At 67.2% G+C, this 19,002-nt stretch carries 16 protein-coding genes; 10 read left to right on the top strand and 6 right to left on the bottom strand.

Annotated features, from left to right (window positions below):
- A partial coding sequence (locus VGV06_09555; GenBank protein ID HEV2055405.1) for an aldehyde ferredoxin oxidoreductase family protein occupies nucleotides 1-1,670 on the top strand: 1,670 nt, incomplete at its 5' end.
- A 139-nt stretch (nucleotides 1,671-1,809) separates the two neighbouring features.
- Here the strand turns inward: VGV06_09555 and VGV06_09550 are convergent.
- Entirely contained in the window at nucleotides 1,810-2,646 is an 837-nt protein-coding gene (locus VGV06_09550) for a serine hydrolase (GenBank protein ID HEV2055404.1), read from the bottom strand.
- 374 nt (nucleotides 2,647-3,020) lie between these two features.
- On the opposite strand from VGV06_09550, the gene VGV06_09545 reads away from it, so the two are divergent.
- Nucleotides 3,021-3,794 (top strand): DUF3800 domain-containing protein, encoded by a 774-nt coding sequence (locus VGV06_09545; protein HEV2055403.1) that lies wholly within the window; start codon nucleotides 3,021-3,023, stop codon nucleotides 3,792-3,794.
- A gap of 521 nt (nucleotides 3,795-4,315) precedes the next feature.
- Here the strand turns inward: VGV06_09545 and VGV06_09540 are convergent.
- Together VGV06_09540 and VGV06_09535 are read right to left on the bottom strand one after the other, a co-directional pair.
- Nucleotides 4,316-5,209, bottom strand: coding sequence for a VOC family protein (locus VGV06_09540; protein HEV2055402.1), 894 nt, complete (start codon nucleotides 5,207-5,209; stop codon nucleotides 4,316-4,318).
- Nucleotides 5,203-6,198, bottom strand: a complete 996-nt coding sequence (locus VGV06_09535; protein ID HEV2055401.1) for an alcohol dehydrogenase catalytic domain-containing protein — start codon at nucleotides 6,196-6,198, stop codon at nucleotides 5,203-5,205. The genes VGV06_09540 and VGV06_09535 overlap by 7 nt, the downstream gene beginning before the upstream one ends.
- Nucleotides 6,199-6,280: 82 nt before the next feature.
- Between VGV06_09535 and VGV06_09530 the strand changes: the two genes are divergently transcribed.
- The 4 genes from VGV06_09530 (at nucleotide 6,281) to VGV06_09515 (ending at nucleotide 11,531) form a co-directional block, all read left to right on the top strand.
- Complete coding sequence (locus VGV06_09530) at nucleotides 6,281-7,663, top strand: MmgE/PrpD family protein (protein HEV2055400.1); 1,383 nt, start codon at nucleotides 6,281-6,283, stop codon at nucleotides 7,661-7,663.
- Nucleotides 7,664-7,672: 9 nt separating this feature from the next.
- Nucleotides 7,673-8,695 (top strand): extracellular solute-binding protein, encoded by a 1,023-nt coding sequence (locus VGV06_09525; GenBank protein HEV2055399.1) that lies wholly within the window; start codon nucleotides 7,673-7,675, stop codon nucleotides 8,693-8,695.
- Nucleotides 8,696-8,844: 149 nt separating this feature from the next.
- The gene (locus tag VGV06_09520; protein HEV2055398.1) at nucleotides 8,845-10,437 is read left to right on the top strand and encodes an iron ABC transporter permease; all 1,593 of its coding nucleotides are present in this window, start codon (nucleotides 8,845-8,847) and stop codon (nucleotides 10,435-10,437) included.
- Nucleotides 10,438-10,442: 5 nt separating this feature from the next.
- Nucleotides 10,443-11,531 (top strand): ABC transporter ATP-binding protein, encoded by a 1,089-nt coding sequence (locus tag VGV06_09515; protein HEV2055397.1) that lies wholly within the window; start codon nucleotides 10,443-10,445, stop codon nucleotides 11,529-11,531.
- A 7-nt stretch (nucleotides 11,532-11,538) separates the two neighbouring features.
- Here VGV06_09515 and VGV06_09510 read toward each other — a convergent pair whose 3' ends face one another.
- The 3 genes from VGV06_09510 to VGV06_09500 all read right to left on the bottom strand — a co-directional run bounded on the left by VGV06_09510 (nucleotide 11,539) and on the right by VGV06_09500 (nucleotide 14,210).
- Nucleotides 11,539-12,435 (bottom strand): cation diffusion facilitator family transporter, encoded by an 897-nt coding sequence (locus tag VGV06_09510; protein ID HEV2055396.1) that lies wholly within the window; start codon nucleotides 12,433-12,435, stop codon nucleotides 11,539-11,541.
- Nucleotides 12,436-12,438: 3 nt separating this feature from the next.
- Complete coding sequence (locus VGV06_09505) at nucleotides 12,439-12,882, bottom strand: TIGR03067 domain-containing protein (GenBank protein ID HEV2055395.1); 444 nt, start codon at nucleotides 12,880-12,882, stop codon at nucleotides 12,439-12,441.
- A gap of 80 nt (nucleotides 12,883-12,962) precedes the next feature.
- Nucleotides 12,963-14,210, bottom strand: coding sequence for a carbohydrate porin (locus VGV06_09500; protein ID HEV2055394.1), 1,248 nt, complete (start codon nucleotides 14,208-14,210; stop codon nucleotides 12,963-12,965).
- Nucleotides 14,211-14,390: 180 nt separating this feature from the next.
- Here VGV06_09500 and VGV06_09495 point away from each other — a divergent pair, with 180 nt between their 5' ends.
- The 4 genes from VGV06_09495 to VGV06_09480 form a co-directional block, all read left to right on the top strand.
- Nucleotides 14,391-14,768, top strand: coding sequence for a hypothetical protein (locus tag VGV06_09495; GenBank protein HEV2055393.1), 378 nt, complete (start codon nucleotides 14,391-14,393; stop codon nucleotides 14,766-14,768).
- A 52-nt stretch (nucleotides 14,769-14,820) separates the two neighbouring features.
- The gene (locus tag VGV06_09490) at nucleotides 14,821-16,059 is read left to right on the top strand and encodes a TolC family protein (protein HEV2055392.1); all 1,239 of its coding nucleotides are present in this window, start codon (nucleotides 14,821-14,823) and stop codon (nucleotides 16,057-16,059) included.
- Nucleotide 16,060: 1 nt separating this feature from the next.
- Entirely contained in the window at nucleotides 16,061-17,170 is a 1,110-nt protein-coding gene (locus VGV06_09485) for an efflux RND transporter periplasmic adaptor subunit (GenBank protein ID HEV2055391.1), read from the top strand.
- The coding region (locus VGV06_09480) for an efflux RND transporter permease subunit (GenBank protein HEV2055390.1) at nucleotides 17,167-19,002 on the top strand (1,836 nt) is incomplete at its 3' end. The genes VGV06_09485 and VGV06_09480, both read left to right, overlap by 4 nt.

The following is a 19,002-nucleotide window of genomic DNA, read 5'->3' as shown; positions in this document are numbered from 1 at the left end:
CGTGCGCGCGCTCGCCGCTCACGGGCGCCATCGGCGACAGCCAGTGCGGCGGCTTCTTCCCCGCCGAGATGCGGGCGGCCGGCGCCGACGCCATCGTCTTCACCGGCCAGGCCAAGGAGCCCGTGTACCTCTGGCTCAACGACGGCAAGGCCGAACTGCGGCCCGCCAAGCACCTCTGGGGCAAGGTCACTGGCGAGGTCGACAGCCTCCTTAAGAAGGAGATCGGCGACGAGAAGGTGGAGATCGCGCAGATCGGCCCGGCGGGCGAGAACCTCGTGCGCTTCGCCGCGATCATGAACATGGTCAATCGCGCCAACGGCCGCACGGGCCTCGGCGCGGTCATGGGATCAAAGCGGCTCAAGGCGGTCGTGGTGCGCGGGAGCAAGTGGCCGAAGCCGGCGGCGCCCGAGGCCTTCCGCGGCCTGGTCAAGCGGCTGAAGGAGCTCCAGGAGGCGAACCCCGGCATCGTGTGGTTCGGCGAATACGGGACGGCGGGAGTGCTCGCCATCCAGGACAAGGTGGGCGGGCAGCCGACGCGCAACTATACGGAAGGCACCTTCGAGCAGGCCAAGGACATCGACGGCTCGGTCCTCGCCAAGACCATCCTCAAGGAGCGCGACACCTGCTACGCCTGCGTCGTGAAATGCAAGCGCACGGTCGAGGTCCACGAGCCCGGCCTCGACGTGGATCCGATCTACGGCGGCCCCGAGTACGAGACGCTGACTTTCTTCGGCTCGATGTGCGGCGTGGGCGACCTCAAGCTCCTCTCCAAGGCCTCGGCCGACGCCAACATGTACGGCATGGACACGATCTCGGCCGGCGCCACCATCGCGTGGGCGATGGAAGCAAAATCGAAAGGCCTCCTCGACGACAAGGGCCTGGGCCTGGCCTTCGGCGACGGCCGGTCCGTGCTCCGTGCCATCGAGGCCATCGCGCTCCGGCGCGGCGTCGGCGATCTCCTCGCCGAGGGCAGCCTCCGCGCGGCGAAGACGCTCGGCCAGGCGGCGGTCGATCTGACCGTCACCGTCAAGGGCCAGGAGCTGCCGGCCCACATGCCGCAGCACAAGCGCTCGCTCGGGCTCGTCTACGCGGTCAACGCCTTCGGCGCCGACCACCAGTCCTCCGAGCACGACACAGCCCTGCGGGCCAAGCCCGGCACCCTGCAGAACCGGCGGCTCGAGGAGCTGGACATCGCCGCCAGCCTGCCGCTCACGGACCTCTCGGACGCCAAGGTCCGCTTCGCCTTCCGCTCGCAGTGCTTCTACTCCGCGCTCGACACGCTCGGGCTCTGCCAGTTCGTCTGGGGTCCCTCGTGGCAGCTCTACGGCCCCTCGGAGACCGTCGAGCTGGTGCGCTCCGGCACGGGGTGGCAGGCGACGATGGAGGAGCTGCTGGAGATCGGCGAGCGGAAGATCAACCTCATGCGCGCCTTCAACGCCCGCGAGGGCATGGGCAAGGCCGCCGACGTGCTGCCGAAGAAGCTCTTCCAGCCGCTCGTCGGCAAGGGCCCGACGGCGGGCGTGGCGCTGACCACCGAGGAGTTCGACCACGCGCGCGAGAGCTACTACCGGCTCGCGGGCTGGGACCCGGCGACAGGCTACCCGACGCCCGCCAAGCTCCGCAGCCTCGGCCTCGACTGGCTCGCCGAGAAGGCGCCCGCCGCACGCTGACCAGGCGTTAGACCCTCACCCCGACCCTCTCCCTCTCCGAGGCAGAGGGAGGCGTTTAAGTTCCCTCGCCCCCGAAGGGGGAGAGGGTAGGGTGAGGGGGCGGCGAGAACGGGGACAGGGCGTTCGTGAGTAACGCGGGCTAGCCGAGCCCGTCCCAGCAGAGGCGGGACATCCTGCCGATGAGCTGGTAGGCGGCGGCGAAGCCCGGCGTGCCATCGGGGAGCGCGACGGGCACGCGCTCGGTGTAGGCGGTCAGGATGAAGAGCGGCGCGGCGTCCTTGTAGATGATGCCGGCGTCCATGAAGCCGCGCGATCCCGTCCCCGTCTTGTGGGCGACCTTGGTGCCGAGGGGAAGCTGTGACGGCAGGCGGGTCTTCAGCTTCTGCCATGACAGGATGTCGAGCCCCAGGCGGCAGAGATCGGGCGTCGAGCCGAGCTTGGCTGCCGCGGCCTTGTCCGAGGTACCGCGCAGGATCATCTCGAGCAGCATGCCCTGGTCGTTGGGCGTCGTCGTCGTCACCTGCTCCAGCGTGTGGTCGGGGCCGAGCCGCGGCGGGATGCCGAAGCGGTGGATGGTCCGCGTCATGCCGATCGCCTCGCAGAAACTCTGGATGTTCCCGAGCCCGACCAAGTCGACCACGGTGCCGGTGCACGTGTTGTCGCTGACGATGATCATCTGCACGAGCGCGTCCCGAAAGGTGATCCAGAAGCCGGGCGTCATGTGCTGGAAGGTGCCCGAGTCGTTGTCCTGGTACCTGGCCTCGATGGTCACCTGCTGGTCCAGCGCGAGCTTGCCGTCGTGCACGGCCTTGAGCGCGGCCATCAGGATGGAGATCTTGCGCGTGCTGGCCGAGGGCACGGGCACATCGCCGAGCCGGTTCGCGGTCTTGCCGGTCTTCAGGTCCTTGAGATACCAGCTCGTCTGAAACGGCAGGGCGTCGCAGAGGGCATTCATCTTCTTGACGAGAGTGTCCATGGTGGTCTCCTCGGGAAAGGTTGCCTCAGGAAGGTTATTAAGCCACATTTTCGATTTGAAAGGTGAACGAACCGGGCCATAATCGCTCAACGCCCGCATGAAACGCGGCTCTCGGGGGCTCCTCGCTGACGACTCAAGGCTGGATGGATGATATGGATGTCGCGAGCAAACCGCGGGAACCAATGAAACGCTGCCGCGAGCTCCTACTTTGCGTCAGTAATAACATACTTGAGGAACCCGGGCAGCCGTGAAGGGGCTCAGGCCACGATGAACCGCCTTCTAGGGCGCACTGATCCGAGCCCCTTCTCCGCTTCACGGTCGCGCGAGTTGCGGCGCTGCTTCACCCGGCGACCAGCAAGGGGAAACTGCTCGCCGTGATTAAGGAGTTGACGGCCTTTTTTGATGAGAGCGGCGCCCACGGCGGCCCGGATGACGTATTCACCGTCGGAGGCTTCGTCGCCCGTGAAAGCCGCTGGAAGCGTATCGAGGTCGCCTGGAACATGCGACTTGGACGCCGCGTGTTTCACATGAATGAGTTTGAGAATAGAAAGGGTAAGTTTAAAGACTGGCCGAAGACCCACGCAAAGAGAAATGAATTGATCTCGGCCTTAGCCGACAGCATTCAGGATAATGAGGCGTTCGGCACGGCTCACTCGGTAGATATTCGCGCATTCCACGAACTGATGTGTCCGGCGGCCAGTTTTCACCAAGCGAAGCGGCTGGCTTATGGATTCATGTTGCAGTCCTGCCTGAATGATCTTATCGAGCACTTCCACATCCCCCGCGGCGAACGGTTATCAGTAGTGGGCGAAGAGATTGGCGGGATCAAGGGGTGGGCCACCGACTGCTTTTCCGAATTCAAGCGCGCCCATGAGAGCGAGTACAAGATCGGACAGATAACATTCGCGGAGAAAGGAGACTTTAGGGGTCTCCAGGCCGCCGACATGATGGCCTATGAGGGCTTCAAGCACATCACGAATCAAGTGATGAGGGACGGATCAGTACCAAAAAGAAAACTATTGACCGCATTGGATCGTCGCAAGCGACTTGCCGTTGCGTACATTGATCGCCCGCGACTGGAACAACTACGTGAGCGCTGGATCGCGCGATTGGGGCACTTGCCTCCGTGGCCGGGGCGCAATGCTTAAGGCTTCTTCCGCCTGCTACGCTTTCCCCGCCACGCGTTCTCGCGTAAGGCGTGCGAGCGGGTTCTTAGAAGTCACGACAAGTCGATACATCATCTCGTGAGCAGATTCTAACCGTGTACCCCTTCGATCTCATGCAATCATTCGCGATGTCGGGATCGGGATCTGTCGGCGTAGTCGTGGAGCTAGAGGCGCCGTATGCCCGATAACCTGTCGTCTGGCTCCCAGCTCGTGCCATGAGTCTGCACGACCCAATGTCGGAGTTGAACTGAGTCTGATTGAAGCCAGGCTTTACGTAATGATAAGTCGTCGTACAGGCGGACATTAACGTTAGCAGTAGGGCGAGCGGCAGCGTGCCGTTTGTTATGCTTCTAAGCCGTCCGTCATGGGCAGGCGTCACGGCGTGTCCTCCGCGTAGCAAGTTCGCCTCTAATGGGGAGATGTCCCGGTCCCTGTTGAGCTTGAGAACTGAGTAGCGACGGCCCCCTGGTAGGTGTGAGAATCGCGTATTAAAGGTCCGGCGGTCACGACGCCGGCCCGACGAAGCCGATGTAGGCCCCGCATGCATGCTCCGGTCCCACCAGCATGGCCTGCTCGCCGGTGTTGCGGACGCCGCGGACGGGAGGTGGGACGCCATGGTCCGCCATCCAGCGGGCGGCGGCGTCCATGCTGCTGGTGCGGTACAGGACCTGGAATGGTCCCGGCCCACGTCGGCCGAGCGCCTCGGCGGCGGGACCGGGCTCTGCCGGCTCCGCCACCGTCAGGCCCGTCGGCCCGAGATCGAACACGGCCATGTCGGCCTTGATGACCGCGCCGCGCTGGATCGGGGGCACGGGCATCCCGAGCACGCGGCCGTAGACTTCGGCCGACGCGGCCACGTCAGGGACGGCGATGTACACGCGGTCGACGCGAAGCACGCCGTTGGGGTGCTGACCTGCCTGCGGCACCTGGGCGAGCCGCTCGGTGAGAGGGGTCAGGTGCTGGATAAAGAGCACGGGGAGCGGGTTTAGCTGTCCCAACACAGCCATCTTCCATCGCAGATCCTTCCCGTCCGGGGTCCGGCGCGCGCCCGGAGCGGGGTCGCCTACGTCGACGCCGCGCTGCCTCATCGCCGCGACATCGGCCGCCAGGTCGTCGCTCTGGACGATCACGAAGCGAAAGCCGCCGCCGGCCGCGAGAAAATCGAGGAGCGACGGCCCCGCGCTGCCGCCGGCCGCACGCGCCGCGAGGTACTCAGTCCGATTGCTGACGCTCATCAGCTCGAGGTAGTCCTCGGCATGAAAGGCAATGGCGTTCTCCGTCCCCTTCCCCGGGTGAGCGCCCCCCGGGTAGACGCTGAATCCGATGCGCGTGTAGGCGTCGATGCCCTGCTCGAGGCTGGGCACGCAGATCATCACGTGATCGATCCGGGTCAGCATGGCCCGATGACGGTCTTGGCGCCGTGGCCGGCCGAGGCGTGGGCAAAGGCGTCGGCGATCCGCTCTAGCGGGAAGCGCGCCGTGATCAGCCGCTTCACGCCGAGCTTCGGCATCAACGCGAGCGCGCGGCGGAACGCGGTGCCGCGGCCGAACGCGCCGCCGATCCTCAGCTCGCGGTAGTGGACGTCCCAGAGATCCAGCGGCAGCCGGCTCCCCTTCGGGTTCACGCCCACGAGCTGGAGGTGCCCGGTCGCCCGCGTGAGCGCGATCGCTTCGGCGACCAGCTCCGGCTTGCCCACGGCTTCGCACACGACGTCAGCTCCGCGGTCGCGCGTGAGCGTCATCACGCGGTCGCGCAAACTCTCCCGGGACGGGTCGATAACGACCTGGGCCCCCAACCGGCGCGCGATCCGGCGACGCTCCTCGATCGGATCGGAGAGGATCAGGCGCTTGGCACCCCGGCGGCGGGCGAGCGCCATGGTGAGGAGCCCCATGATGCCGCCGCCGATGACGAGCACCGTCGCCCCGCGGGGCATCGTGAACGTCTCGAGCCCCGCCAGGCAGCAGGCGGCGGGCTCGGTCAGGGCCGCCGTGGTCGCATCGAGGCCGTGCGGCAGCGGATGCACGGAGGTCGCGGGCAGCGCGACGCGCTCGGCGAAGCCTCCCACGCGGACCGCGCGCTGGCACTGCGAGATGCGCCCCGCCTCGCACGCGGCGCACTCCCCGCACCCGTAGGACGGCTCGCACGCGACCTCGCGCCCGAGCAGGCGCCGGCTCACGCCGCGTCCCACCTCCCGCACGACACCCGTGTACTCGTGGCCGAGCACCATGGGCGGCGTCCACGGGAAGAGCCCCTGCGTGGCGTGGATGTCGGTGCCGCAGATGCCGGCGGCGTGAATCCCCACCACGACCTGCCCCGGCCCCGCCGCGGGATCCGGCGCCTCGTCGATCGTAAAGCGGCTCTCGCCGCGCCAGGTGGCGACTTTCATGTGGAGATCCTCATAGGAGCATCGACGATACGTGCGTGGATGTCGGATTGCAAGACCTGACCCTCGTGCTATTCTTCCGCACGTGCCGCAGCCTTCAGTCGCCCGGCGCTACGCTCGCTTCATCCGCGGCCTGACGCTCCCGCAGGTGCCGCCGCCCGTGGTCGCGAAGGCCGTCTCGCTCGCCCTCGACACGCTGGGCAGCTGCCTCGCGTCGTCGAAAGAGTGCTTCGGCCAGGCTGTCCTCGAGGCCGCCGAGCGGTTGGGCGGCGCCCCGGAGAGCACGCTCATCGGAACCAAGTCCAGGTCGGGCGCGGCGAGCGCGGTGCTCGCGAACGCCACGCTCGCCCACGGTCTCGACTTCGACGACACCCGGGAGGACGCCATCGTCCACACCGGCTGTGTCGCGGTCACCACCGCGCTCGCCGTCGGCGAGGCCCTCGGCGCCTCCGGCCGCGCGGTGCTCGAGGCGATGATCGCGGGCGTGGAGGTCATGTGCCGGGTCGGCCTCGCGGTGCCGGGCAGCTTCCACGCGCGCCACTATCACCCGACGTCTCTCACGGGCAGCTTCGCCGCGGCGGCGGTCGCGGGCAAGCTCTACGGCCTTACGGAGGACCAGCAGGTCCACGCTTTCGGGATCTGCGGCAGCCAGGCCGGCGGCATCATCGAGTACCTTGCCGACGGCTCGTGGACCAAGCGCCTGCATCCCGGCTGGGCCGCTCACGCGGGAATCGCCGCCACGCTCCTCGCGCGATCCGGGTTCACCGGTCCGGAGACGGTCTTCGAGGGCACCCACGGTTTCTACCAGGCGTTCGCCGGCGGTTTCGAGGAGCCCAAGCTCGATGCTCTCCTCGCGAGCCTCGGCCGCACATGGGAGCTGGAACAGTTGACCTTGAAGCCCTATCCCTGCGGCTCCATCGCCCAGCCCTACATGGATTGCGCGCTCCGGCTCCGGCAGCAGCATCAGATCAGGCCCGAACAGATCGCCGGCATCCGCTGCCGCACCGCCGAGGGCCCGATCCCGCGCCTCTGGGAGCCCCTCGCGAGCAAGCACAGCCCGCAGAACGGTTATGCCGCCAAGTTCAGCCTGCCCTATCTGCTCGCGCTCATGCTCGTGAAGGGACGGGCGACGCTCGCCGAGTTCACCGACGAGGCGGCGCGTGACCAGGCGGTGCTGGCGGTAGCGGGCAAGGTCGGCTACGAGGTGGACGCGACCATCGACTATCCCCGTCAGTTCATCGGGCACGTCGCCATTCGCCTGCACGACGGCCGCCTTCTCGAGGAGCGCCAGGATCACCCGCGCGGCGGGCCGGACTTCCCCATGACGCGCGAAGAGGTGGAGACGAAGTTCCTCGGCAATGCCGCGCTCGCCGTACCAGCGGAACAGTCGGCTCGCGTCATCACGCTCGTGGGAGATCTCGCGGCGCAGGCGGACGTCACTGACTTGATGGAATCTCTGACCGCCTAGGGGGATGAGATGACACGTCTTCGGCTCGCGACAAACCTTGCCGCTCTCGCCCTGGTCCTCTCCGCCGCCTCCGCGCCGGCGCAGGACGCGCGCCTGGAGGCGGCAAAGAAGGAAGGCAAGGTCGTCTGGTACACCTCGCTCGCCTTGTCCAGCTCCGAGAAGGTCGCCAAGCTCTTCGAGGCCGCGTACCCGGGGATCAAGGTCGAGGTCCACCGGACCGGCTCCGAGCGGATCCTCCAGCGCCTCATGCAGGAGCTCCAGGCCAACATCAAGATCGCCGACGTGGTTCACACCTCCGACGCGGGCCACTACGTGCTGCTGAAGGACAAGAAGCTCCTGGTGAAGTACGCGCCGGCCGGCGTCGAGCGCTTCCCGGCCGCCTTCAAGGACAAGGACGGCTATCACTTCGGCCTCCGCGCCACGGTGAACGTCATCGCCTACAACTCGAAGATTATTCCCGCCGCCGAGGCGCCGCGGACCTGGAAGGACCTGCTCGACCCGAAATGGAAAGGCAAGCTCGTCACGGCGCATCCGGGGTACAGCGGCGTGATCACGACCCACGTGCTGGCGCTGGTGCATCTCCACGGCTGGGACTACTTCAAGCAGCTCGCCCAGAACAAGCCGATGCTGGTCCAGTCGGCGGTCGATCCCTCGGGCGTCGTGGCCTCGGGCGAGCGGCCCATCGCGGCGAACGGCGGCGACTACACGTTCTACCAGGTCAAGAAGAAGGGCAACCCGGTCGAGATCGTGTTCCCGAAGGAAGGCGTCCCCCTCGTCGTCTCTCCGAGCGCCATCACGAGCTTCGCGCCGCATCCGAACGCGGCCCGGCTCTTCACCGATTTCATCTACAGCCGCGAGCTCCAGCAGGTGCTGGCCGACAGCGAGGGGCTGTACACGGGCCACCCCGACGTCACGTACCCGGCCGACCGGCCCAAGCTCTCCGAGCTGAACCTGCTCCGCGTGGATCCGGAGGAGCTGGAGAAGCGCAACGAGGAGATCAAGACGCGCTTCGTCGAGTTCTTCGGAGCCTGATCCTGACTCGAAAGCTCACGGCCGACCCGGCGGCGACCCGGCCTCATCCCTCGTGGCTCGACGGGGTCGATCGCTCCGCTCCCGTCTGGGTCCTGACGGCGGCCGCGCTCGCGCTGCTGATCCTCCTGCCGCTGGGCTGGCTCGGCTACATGAGCGTGAGCGCCGAGCACGGCGTCACGCTCGCCCACTACGCCCGCGTCTTCGCCGACCCCCAGCTCCAGAAAGCGCTCTGGAACACGGTGGTGCTGGCATTCTGGTCGGGGCTTCTGTCGGTCGCCATCGGCGCGCCCATGGCCTGGCTCTCCGCCCGCACCGACCTGCCCTGGTCGCGGGTGATCCGAAGCCTCATCATGGCCTCCTTCGTGACGCCGCCCTTCCTCGGCGCCTTCGCGTGGGTCATGCTCGCCGGCCCGAACGCCGGCTACCTGAACAAGCTCTACCGAAGCCTGACCGGCGCGGAGGGCCCGCTCCTCAACATCTTCACAATGCCGGGGCTGATCTTCGTGGTCGCGATCTACACCTTTCCCTACGTGTACATCATGATCGCCAATACCCTCGGGCTGATCGCGTCCGATCTCGAAGAGGCCGCGTCCATCCTCGGCGCCAGCCGCTTCCGGGTGGCGCTGACCATCACGCTGCCGATGGTCGCGCCCGCCATCCTGAGCGGCTTCATCCTGTCCGTCCTGCAGGCGCTGGCGCTGTTCGGCTCCCCCGCCATCCTCGCGCTGCCGGCGGGCTTTCACACGATCACGACGCAGATCTGGGCGCTCTTCCACTACCCGCCCAAGGTCGAGATGGCGGCCGCCTTTTCCGTGCCACTGCTGCTGGCCACGGCGCTCCTGCTGCTCGTCCAGAAGAGGCTCCTGGGCCGACGCGGCTACGCGTCGGTCGGCGGCAAGGGCGCGGAGCGCCGGGCGATCCCGCTCGGCCCGTGGCGGTACCCCGCGCTCCTCGGCTGCCTCGCGGTCCTCGGCTGCGCGGTGTTCCTCCCGTACGGGATCCTCGCCAAGGCCGCCTTCTCTCGCGCCTGGGCCCAGCCGCTGACCTGGGAGAACTTCACGCTGGAGAACTGGTCGTTCACGTTTCTCTACAGCTCGACCCAGGGCGCCATCGTCAACACGCTCGAGCTGGGCGTGCTCACGGCCTGCGTCGGCGCCGGGCTCGCGGCGCTGCTCGCTTATGTCACGAATCGCAAGCTCATCGTGGGCCACCAGCTCCTGGCCTTTCTCGCGCTGGCGCCCATCGTCATACCCGGCACCGTCCTCGCCGTCGCCCTCTTCATCGCGTACACCCGTCCGCCCTTCCTCCTCTACGGCACCCTCTGGATCCTCTTCATCGCCTACCTGACCAAGGAGATGCCCGTCGGCTACTCCCAGTCCGACGCCACGTTCCGCGGCATCCATCCCGAGCTGGAGGAGGCGGGCCGCATCCTGGGCGCCGGGCGCCTGCGCGTGCTCCGCGAGATCACCGCGCCGCTCGCCAAGAGCGGCATCATCGCCACCTGGTGCTTCATCTTCATCGGCGTCATCCGCGAGCTGTCCGCCTCGATCATTCTCTTCACGCCCAATACCAAGGTCATGTCGGTCGTGATGTTCGACCTCAAGGAAGAAGGCCAGTTCGGCGCCATCGCGGTCCTCGGCATCTTCATGCTGGCGATGACGTTCGCCATCGTCGCCTTGATGCAGACCCTGCTCGGCAAGGACGTCCTCGGGCAGAGGCCCTCCGCGAGCGCGCCGGGGTAACCGCGATGCCCGGGGTGACGATACGGGGTCTGACCAAGCGCTACGGCGACGTCGCCGCCGTCCTAGGCCTCGAGCTGCGCGTGGAACCCGGCGAGCTGGTGGCGCTGCTCGGGCCATCGGGCTGCGGCAAGACCACGACGCTCCGGCTCGTGGCGGGCTTTCTCAAGCCGGAAGCGGGCGAAATCTGGGTCGGAGAGCGCTGCCTCTCGTCGCCGGCGGCGGTGGTCCCGCCCGAGCGGCGCCGCATGGCGATGATCTTCCAGAGCTACGCGCTGTGGCCACACATGACGGTGGACCAGAACGTCGCCTACGGGCTGCGGTTCACGGGCGCGCCGAAGGCCGACAGGGACCGGCGGGTGAAGGACATCCTGAAGGCGGTCCAGCTCGAGGGCTACGGATCCCGCTATCCCGGCGAGCTGTCCGGCGGCCAGCAGCAGCGCGTCGCCGTCGCGCGCGCGCTGGTGGTCGAGCCCGAGATCCTGCTCCTGGACGAGCCGCTCAGCAACCTGGACGCGAACCTCCGCGAGGAGATGCGCTTCGAGATCCGGCGCCTGCACGAGACGTTCACAATCACCACGCTCTACGTCACGCATGACCAGGCGGAGGCCATGGTGATCTCGGACCGCGTGGCGGTGCTCCAGGACGGGCGTGTCGCCCAGGTCGGCACCGCCGAAGAGCTCTTCGAGCGTCCGCGAACGCGCTTCGTCGCCGAGTTCATCGGGAGGACCAACCTCATCGACGGCCGCGCCGAGGGAACGGCCACCGTCGCCCGCGGGGACTTACGCCTGCGCGTTGCCTCGGCAGGATTAACGCCTGGAGCGGCCGTCGCCGTCTCGATCCGGCCTCACCAGATCGAGCTGGCGCCGCGGGCCTCAGCCGGCGCCACGGCCGCGCCGGAGACAAACGTCCTCAAGGGTACCGTCGTGCGCGCGAGCTATCTCGGCGACGGAGTCGACTACCAGGTCCAGATCGAGGGAAGCGACGTCGTCCTGCGGGTGGCCGGCCCGGCGCCATCTCGCGTGCGCGAGGGCGAAAGGGTCAGCGTGAGCGTGGCGGTCAGCGCGTGCGTCCCGCTGCCGTCAGGGGGCGGCTAGCCTCGGCTCACCGGCTGTGGAACAGCACCGAGACGTCGAAGTCCGGGTTGAGCCTGCCCATCTCGGCGTCGACGGCTTGGCGCACGTCCTCCCTCTCCTCCAGCGACTCTTCCGGGTTCTCCAGGAACGAGACCAGGACGAACACCCGGCGGCCGGCCTTGCGGACCCGCACCCACTGGACGGCCTTCAGGCGGTAGCGCTCGACGCACGCGCGCGCCGATTCCTCGACGATGTTCGCCGCCTCGGCGTACGGGTTGGCGTCGACCAGGTCCGCGAAGCTCTCCTTCAAGATCCCGATCGGCTTGCGCAGCAGGATCAGGGACAGCACGATGCACACAGCCGGATCGACGTACGCGCTGTAGTCCTGGGTTGGCGGTCTGGAGAGGATCAGGGCCAGGACAAAGGCGATGCACACGCCCAGGGCCAGCCAGCCTTCGACGATCCAGAGCTCGGCCTCGGTCACCACGAGATTGGACGCCCCGCGCCTGCCCAGGCGCTTCATGTAGGCGCCGAAGACGACCGATATGACGAAGCTCACCAGGGCGTAGATGATCACGAGATGCGGCTCGTTCACGGGGTCGGGATGCACGAGGTCCCTGACGGCGTAGGCGATCGCGGCCAGGCAAACGGCCGCGGTGAGGGTACCCTCCAGCCCGATCATCAGCGGCTCGTACTTCGCGTAGCCGAAGTGGTACCGGCTGTTCGCCGGCTCATGGATCTTGCGGGCGACGAAGATGGCCAGCAGCGACACGGTCACGTCCACGATGCCGGACATCGCTTCGAGGGTCATGGTCTCGGAATCGGACGCGAGCGCGACACCGACGGCGCCAACGGCGAACAGGGCGGTCAGGATCGAGGAGAAGCGCAGGACCCGAAGCTCTTCCTGCTGCGCGGTGCGGGTCACGTATCAGCGCCTCTCGCGGTTGAAATTGACAAGCACCCGGCCGGAGCCGGGCTCGGTGGCGAAGGCCGCCGGCCGTCCCTTTGCGAGATCGTCCGCGTTGTCACAGATCTTCAAGACATCCCCATCCAGCCGATAGACGCCCAGCCAGGCCTTCCCCTTCGCCTCGCCCCTCGCATGCGTGAAGTCGATCGTGGCCGGCTTCTTGGAGGGATCGACCCGAAAGGTCCCCTGGTAGAGGAGCTTGCCCTTGGAGCGGATCGTGAAGCGATCGCCTGAAAAGGTCAGCTGATGCCCCTTGAGATCGTCGGCCGCCCCGCCGTTCCGCTCGGCTGACACGGCTATCCAGACCCCCCGGAGACGCTGCGCGTCGTTTGCGTCGGCAGCCGCGCTCGAAGCGCCTGCCGCCAACCCCACGGCTATCACGGCCATCAGGAACCGGAGTCGCATCGTCCCTCCCCTCGAGCGGTGGTAGGTAGGTAGACTGCCCTGCCGCCGATCCTGCCAGATGGCCGGAGACGGGTCAAACCTCAGAACTCGACCGCGAGCTGCGCCCCGACCACGACGGCGTTCCCGACACTCGATCGGCCGCCGGGGTTGATGACGTACTGCACGTCCGGCTGGATGGTCAGCCACCGCGTGAGAGCGATGGCGTACGTCCACTCGAGGACCAGCTCGTAGGTCTGTCCCGGCAGGTCCCGGCTGAAGCCGCCGTAGTAGAGCGCGAAGGCCGCCGTGTCCTTGTCGCGCCCCGGGATGAGCCCACGATAGCTCAGGGCGGCCGACCCGAACCACGGAAGCGTGTTGATGCGCTGAAGCGGGGCGTAGACAAGACCCCAGAAGAGGGACAGGCCCTGGGCGCCGCCGGCCTTGCCCTCGCGGTACACCATCTGCTCGCCGAGGAAGTAGAATCCATAGTTCCCCGTCTCCCCCTGGCTCGGGTTGCTGAGGGAGGTGTAATGGTTCGAGTCGTAATACCCGCCCACACGGTAACGCCCGGGAAGGCCGGCCGCGAACTTGCCGTCATTGACGTAGTAGGCGGCCTCTCCGATGACGAAGTAGCCGTTTCTGTCGCTGATCGCGAACTCGGTGCCGTTGGTCCTGAGCTCGTCAAACGTCGGATCCGAGTAGTAGGCGCCCGCCGACAGTGACAGCGTGGCCGTCGGCCACACGCTCACACGTCCGCCCCATGTGGAATGGGGCTCGTCCGTAACGCTGGGTACGTTGGCCTGGATGGCTAAAATCATGGGGTTCAACGCCCCGTTGACCAGGCTCAGGTCGGCCGGGGTGGTAAGAAAGTCATCGCCGGTGCCGAAGCGTCCAACCTTGATGTCGAGGCGCCCGTCGAAAAGCGACTCCTGGAAGAAGAGGGTGTAGAGGCGGACTCCCCTCCCTTCGAAATACTGCGCCACGTCGAATACATTGCCGATGTCATTGGAGAGGTTCGTCCCCGAGGCCCAGTCGCCCGAGACGTGAAACGTCAGACCCGTGAGGCCGGCCAGCTTCTTCAGGTCGAGGCCGACGTCGACCAAGAGCTCGCCCGCGTACGCCGTGCCGCGCCGCCGCCCTCCGAGCACGCTGCCCTGCACGTCCGTCGCGTAGCGGATGCTCGGCGTGATGCCCCATCCGGCGAGGGCGTCGCGGGCGCCGAACCAGTTTCCCGTCAGCTGCGGCTGGGCGAGCCAGTTGTCTATCCACGATGCGCGCCGGAGATCATCCGCCGCAGCGGGTGCTCCGCCGGAGGCAAACGCGGTCAGGGCTCCGAGCGCGACCGCCACCTTCAGAAACCTTCGGTGCCGAGCCGCGCGGTGAAACACGCTGAGAGCCTGACAGAATGACCCGCAGAGGTCAACCCGCGGGCCGCATCATCGCTAAGCTTGACGATTGGCCCGCCTCGGTTTGCACAGCATCGGAGAACCCAGTTGACTTCCCCCGGGCCACGGTGGGATGCTGTGCGCGTGAAACGGAGCCGTTTGCCCGTCAAGCTTATGGCGACCTTGTGGTTGGCGACGTATGTCATCTGCATCGGGCTCGTGTGCTCCTTCATCCTGTTCGAGGTCCTCGACATCGACGGCTCGGACTTCCCGGCCCCGCCCACAGCAGCGACGCCCATCAAGCTCGCCGAGCCCGCCCACGAGATCAAGCGCGGCCTCCTGACAGGCGCGCCGCAATTCTGGGCGCTGCTCCCGGTCCTGATCGTTCTGCTGGAGAGCGCAGCGCTCCGGCGCGTCGGCACGCCCGTGCACGTGCCCTCGCAGCCCGGCCCCCGCGGCCGGCGCGGACTGCGTATTGCCCTGCCTCGCGCTTCGCTCGCTGACGCCGCTCCCGCCGCCTGACCCCTCAGCGTTTCTTAAGTCGTTCATTCACGCTCTACCGAGGGAGACGTTTATGGTCAGGATTATTGCTATCACGTGTTGTCTGGCGGTCTTGGGCGTCCCCGGCCGGGCCTCGGCCCAGTCGCCGCTTTCCAGGTTGACGCTGGAGGAGGCGGTAAGCCTTGCGACCACTGCCAACCCCAACGTGAGGGCCAAGGAGTTCGAGGTCCAGGCCGTCGGGGCCAACGAGATTACCGCCGCGCTCCGGCCGAACCCGACCTCGAACTTCCTCGCCGAGCAGTTCGGCCCAGGAAGCGCGCACCAGACCCAGTACACGTTCAACGTGGGCCAGCCGATCGAGCTTGGCGGCAAGCGGCAGCGTCGCGTCGACAGCGCCAAGGCGGCGACCAAGGTTACCGGGTACGAGCTGGCCGAACTTAGGCGCCAGATCGTCTTCCAGGTCAGGAGGACCTTCACGGATATCTTGGTGGCCAGGGACTCGCTCGCCCTGGCCGAGCAGAATCTGGCAAACCTCGACGACCTCGAGAAGCTCCAGCGCATCCGGGCCGAAAAGGGCGACCTCTCCGGCCTGGATTTGCTCCGGATCCAGGTCCAGCGCTTCGCCTTCGAGCGCGACGCGGCCGATGCTCGGCAGGCCGTGAAGGCGGGCAAGATCGCGCTCAGGGCCCTGCTGGGCGTCGACAAGGTCGCCGAGGAATACGAGGTCACGGGCTCCCTCGACGTTCCGGAGGCGTCCTACAGCCAGTCGAACCTGTACCGGCGGGCTCTCGATGCTCGGCCGGATGTCCGGGCGGCCGAGGCGGCACGCGACAAGGCCAAGGCGGACATCAACCTGGCTAAGGCCAATGCGTGGTGGGACATCACCCCTCAGATCGAGTACCAGCGGATCGGCCCCGACAACACGATCGGCTTCGGCTTCGGCCTGCCGATCAAGCTCTTCGACCGGAACCAGGGCGAGATCGCCCGCACCCGGGCGGACGCTCTCCGAGTGGATGCCGTGCGGGATGCCGTGACTGTCCAGGCTCTCTCCGAGGTGGACACGGCTCTTGCCGCCGTCCAGTCCCAGCAGGGCAAGGTCCGGGCGCTGCGGGACACCTACCTGCCCAAGGCGACCCAGGCGCGGGACACGGTCGAGTTCGCCTACCGGCGCGGTGGCGTGAGCCTGCTCGACTACCTCGACGCCCAGCGCACCTATCGAGAGACCGCGCTCGAGTACGTGCGCGCCCTCGGGAATTACCGCGCTGCGGTCTACCTACTCGAAGCCACCGTCGGCGGGTTCCTGGACAAGTAATATGCGAACCGCGTCCATCGTCCTGCTCGCAGCCGCCCTTGCCGTAGGGTGCAAGGATGCCAAGTCACCGCAGCCGGGCTCCACGCCAGCCGCCACCGCCGACAGCCCGGTCAAGATCGTCCAGCCGGAGCTCCGCACGCGCACCGCCGTCCTGGAAACGACGGCCAAAGTCCAGTTCAACGAGGAGCAACTCGTCCGAGTCAACGCGCCCGTCACAGGGCGCGTCATCGAGGTGCTGGCCCGGCCGGGCGAGGTTGTCGAGCCCGGGCATCCGCTCTTCGTGCTCGACAGTCCCGATCTGGGCCAGGCCAAGAGCGACTACGCAAAAGCTGTCTCCGATCTCGCGCGCTCCGAGAAGGCCATCAAGCTCGCGAAGGAGCTCTTCGAGTTCAAGGTCATCGCCGAAAAGGACATTCGCGAGGCGGAAAACGACTACAACAAGGCCGTCGCCGAACGCGACCGCGCCGCCGCCCGGCTCCGCACTCTCGGCATCAGGGCCGACCAGCTCAAGGAGGTCGCCGAACGCGCCGACGCCTCGACGACCGTGACGGTGAGGGCACCCAGGGGCGGCGTCATCGTCGAGCGCAACATCAGCCCGGGCCAGGTCGTGGCGTACGGGCAGTCCGACACGCCGGTCAGCCTCTTCACCATAGCCAATCTCTCGTCGATGTGGGTGCTGGCCGACGTCTACGAGCCGGACGTCCCCAGGGTGAAGCTCGGCCAGGCGGTGCGCGTCACTCTCCCCTGCTGTCCCCAAGATAGGTACGAGGGCACGGTCGCCAACATCGGGGCCGCCGTGGACAAGGAAACGCGCACGCTCAAAGTCCGCGCCGTCGTGCCCAATCGCGGTGGCTCGCTCAAGGCCGAGATGTTCGTCAAGGCGGCCCTCGACACGGGCTCGTCGCAGGCGCTGACCCTGCCCCAGAGCGCCATCCAGCGGACCGACGGCCAGACCTTCGTCCTGCTCGCCAAGGAAAAAGGCGAGTACGAGCGGCGCACGGTCAAGACAGGTGCGGACTTCGACGGCGTCACCGAGATCCTGGAGGGCGTGACGCCGCAGGATCGCGTGGTCAGCACCGGCGGAGTCCTCCTCAAGCGCGACGCGCGATGATCGAACGGCTCATCGCGTTCGCGCTGCGCCAGCGCTTCATCATCCTCGCGCTGGCGCTCCTCCTGACGGTGATGGGCGTCGTCTCATTCCGAAATCTGCCCATCGAGGCTTACCCGGACGTCGGCGACGTCCGCGCCGAGGTCATCACGTTGTGGCCGGGGCACGCGGCCGAAGAGGTGGAGCGGCTCATCACGATTCCGCTGGAGAACGAGCTGAATGGCATTGCCCGCGTCACCGTCATCCGCTCGGACACCCTCTTCGGCTTGTCCAACATCCGCGTGGTCTTCGCGGACGGCACCGACGACTACTGGGCACGCCAGCAGGCGCGGGAGCGCATCTCCCAGGCCCAGCTGCCCGCCGACGCCAAGCCGGGCCTTGGCCCGCTCTCGAGCGTCATCGGCGAGGTCTACCGCTACACGCTCGAGTCCAAGACGATGTCGCTGGTCGACCTCAAGGCGCTCCAGGACTGGGTGCTCGAGCGCGAATTCAGGCAGGTGCCGGGAGTGGCGGACGTGGTGTCGTGGGGCGGCGGCACCAAGCAGTACGAGATCATCGTCGACCCGGCGAGACTCCGGGCCTATAACCTGACGCTCAAGCAGGTGATCGACGCCGCCGCGGGCGCCAACTCCAACTCTGGAGGCGGCTACATCGCCCAGGGCGAGTACAGGGTGACCGTCCGCGGCCTCGGCCTCATCCAGTCGATCGGGGACATCGAGAACATCGTCGTCAGCGCCCAGAAGGGCACACCCGTCCGCGTCCGCGACATCGGGACCGTCGCCGTCGGCACGGCCATCCGGCTCGGCGTGCTGGGCCGCGACCATGCCGACGACCTGGTCCAGGGCATCGTCCTCATGCGCAAGGGCGAGAACCCGGACGCCGTGATCCAGGGCGTCGCTCGAAAGATCGAGCAGCTCAAGAAGACGCTGCCTGCCGGGGTGGAGCTCCGCGACTACTACAGCCGGGACCGGCTCGTCAAAACGACCGTGACCACCGTCATGCGGAATCTGATCGAGGGAGCGGCCCTCGTCGTGGTCCTGCTTTCGCTCTTCCTCTACAACATCCGCGCCGCGCTCATCGTCGCCGTGACCATTCCGCTCTCGCTTCTCTTCGCCTTCATCTTCATGGACCTGCGCGGCATTCCGGCGAACCTGCTGTCGCTGGGCGCCATCGACTTCGGCATCATCGTGGACGGCGCGGTCATCATGACCGAAAACATCATGCGTCACCTCGCCGAGCACAAGCCCGAAGGCCGCCGTCTCGTCAGGGAGGTCCAGCACGCGGCAATCGAAGTCGCGCGGCCCCTGACGTTTGCCGTGCTCATCATCATGACGGTGTACGTCCCGATCCTCACGTTCCAGCGCATCGAGGGGAAGCTCTTCCGTCCCATGGCGGTCACGATCTCGCTGGCGGTCATCGGAGCGCTGCTCCTCACGCTGACCCTCATCCCAGTGCTCTCGAGCTATCTCTTCCGCCGGGTGCCCTCGGAGCGTGAAAGCCCGCTGCTGGCCATCCTCCGCCGGCCCTACGTGCCCGCCATCCGCTGGTGCGTACGCCGCCCGCTCGTTCCCATCCTGGCCGCCGCGGGACTGCTCGCGGTCTCGCTGTGGACCTTCACGCTCCTCGGCAAGGAGTTCCTCCCCGAGCTCGACGAGGGCGACCTCTGGGTGCGCGTCCAGTTTCCCGTCGGCGTGTCGCTCGAGGGGGTCCGTCCCTATGTCCGGGAGATACGCGAGCGCCTGCTCAGGTTTCCGCAGGTCCGGGTCGTCGTGTCGCAGCTCGGCGCGCCGGACGACGGCACCGACCCCGAAGCCCCGGACAACGCGGAGTTCTAC

Source organism: Candidatus Methylomirabilota bacterium (assembly GCA_035936835.1).
Classification (GTDB): Bacteria; Methylomirabilota; Methylomirabilia; order Rokubacteriales; family CSP1-6; genus AR37.
This window is presented reverse-complemented; position numbering and strand designations above follow the sequence as displayed.

What these genes read in the sequence shown, in the direction of transcription:
- VGV06_09515 (HEV2055397.1), top strand. Translation starts at nt 10,443, where the DNA reads ATGCCCGGGGTGACGATACGGGGTCTGACCAAGCGCTACGGCGACGTC.
- VGV06_09490 (HEV2055392.1), top strand. Translation starts at nt 14,821, where the DNA reads ATGGTCAGGATTATTGCTATCACGTGTTGTCTGGCGGTCTTGGGCGTC.
- VGV06_09485 (HEV2055391.1), top strand. Translation starts at nt 16,061, where the DNA reads ATGCGAACCGCGTCCATCGTCCTGCTCGCAGCCGCCCTTGCCGTAGGG.
- VGV06_09540 (HEV2055402.1), bottom strand. Translation starts at nt 5,209, where the DNA reads ATGCTGACCCGGATCGATCACGTGATGATCTGCGTGCCCAGCCTCGAG.
- VGV06_09550 (HEV2055404.1), bottom strand. Translation starts at nt 2,646, where the DNA reads ATGGACACTCTCGTCAAGAAGATGAATGCCCTCTGCGACGCCCTGCCG.
- VGV06_09505 (HEV2055395.1), bottom strand. Translation starts at nt 12,882, where the DNA reads ATGCGACTCCGGTTCCTGATGGCCGTGATAGCCGTGGGGTTGGCGGCA.
- VGV06_09535 (HEV2055401.1), bottom strand. Translation starts at nt 6,198, where the DNA reads ATGAAAGTCGCCACCTGGCGCGGCGAGAGCCGCTTTACGATCGACGAG.
- VGV06_09520 (HEV2055398.1), top strand. Translation starts at nt 8,845, where the DNA reads ATGAGCGTGAGCGCCGAGCACGGCGTCACGCTCGCCCACTACGCCCGC.
- VGV06_09525 (HEV2055399.1), top strand. Translation starts at nt 7,673, where the DNA reads ATGACACGTCTTCGGCTCGCGACAAACCTTGCCGCTCTCGCCCTGGTC.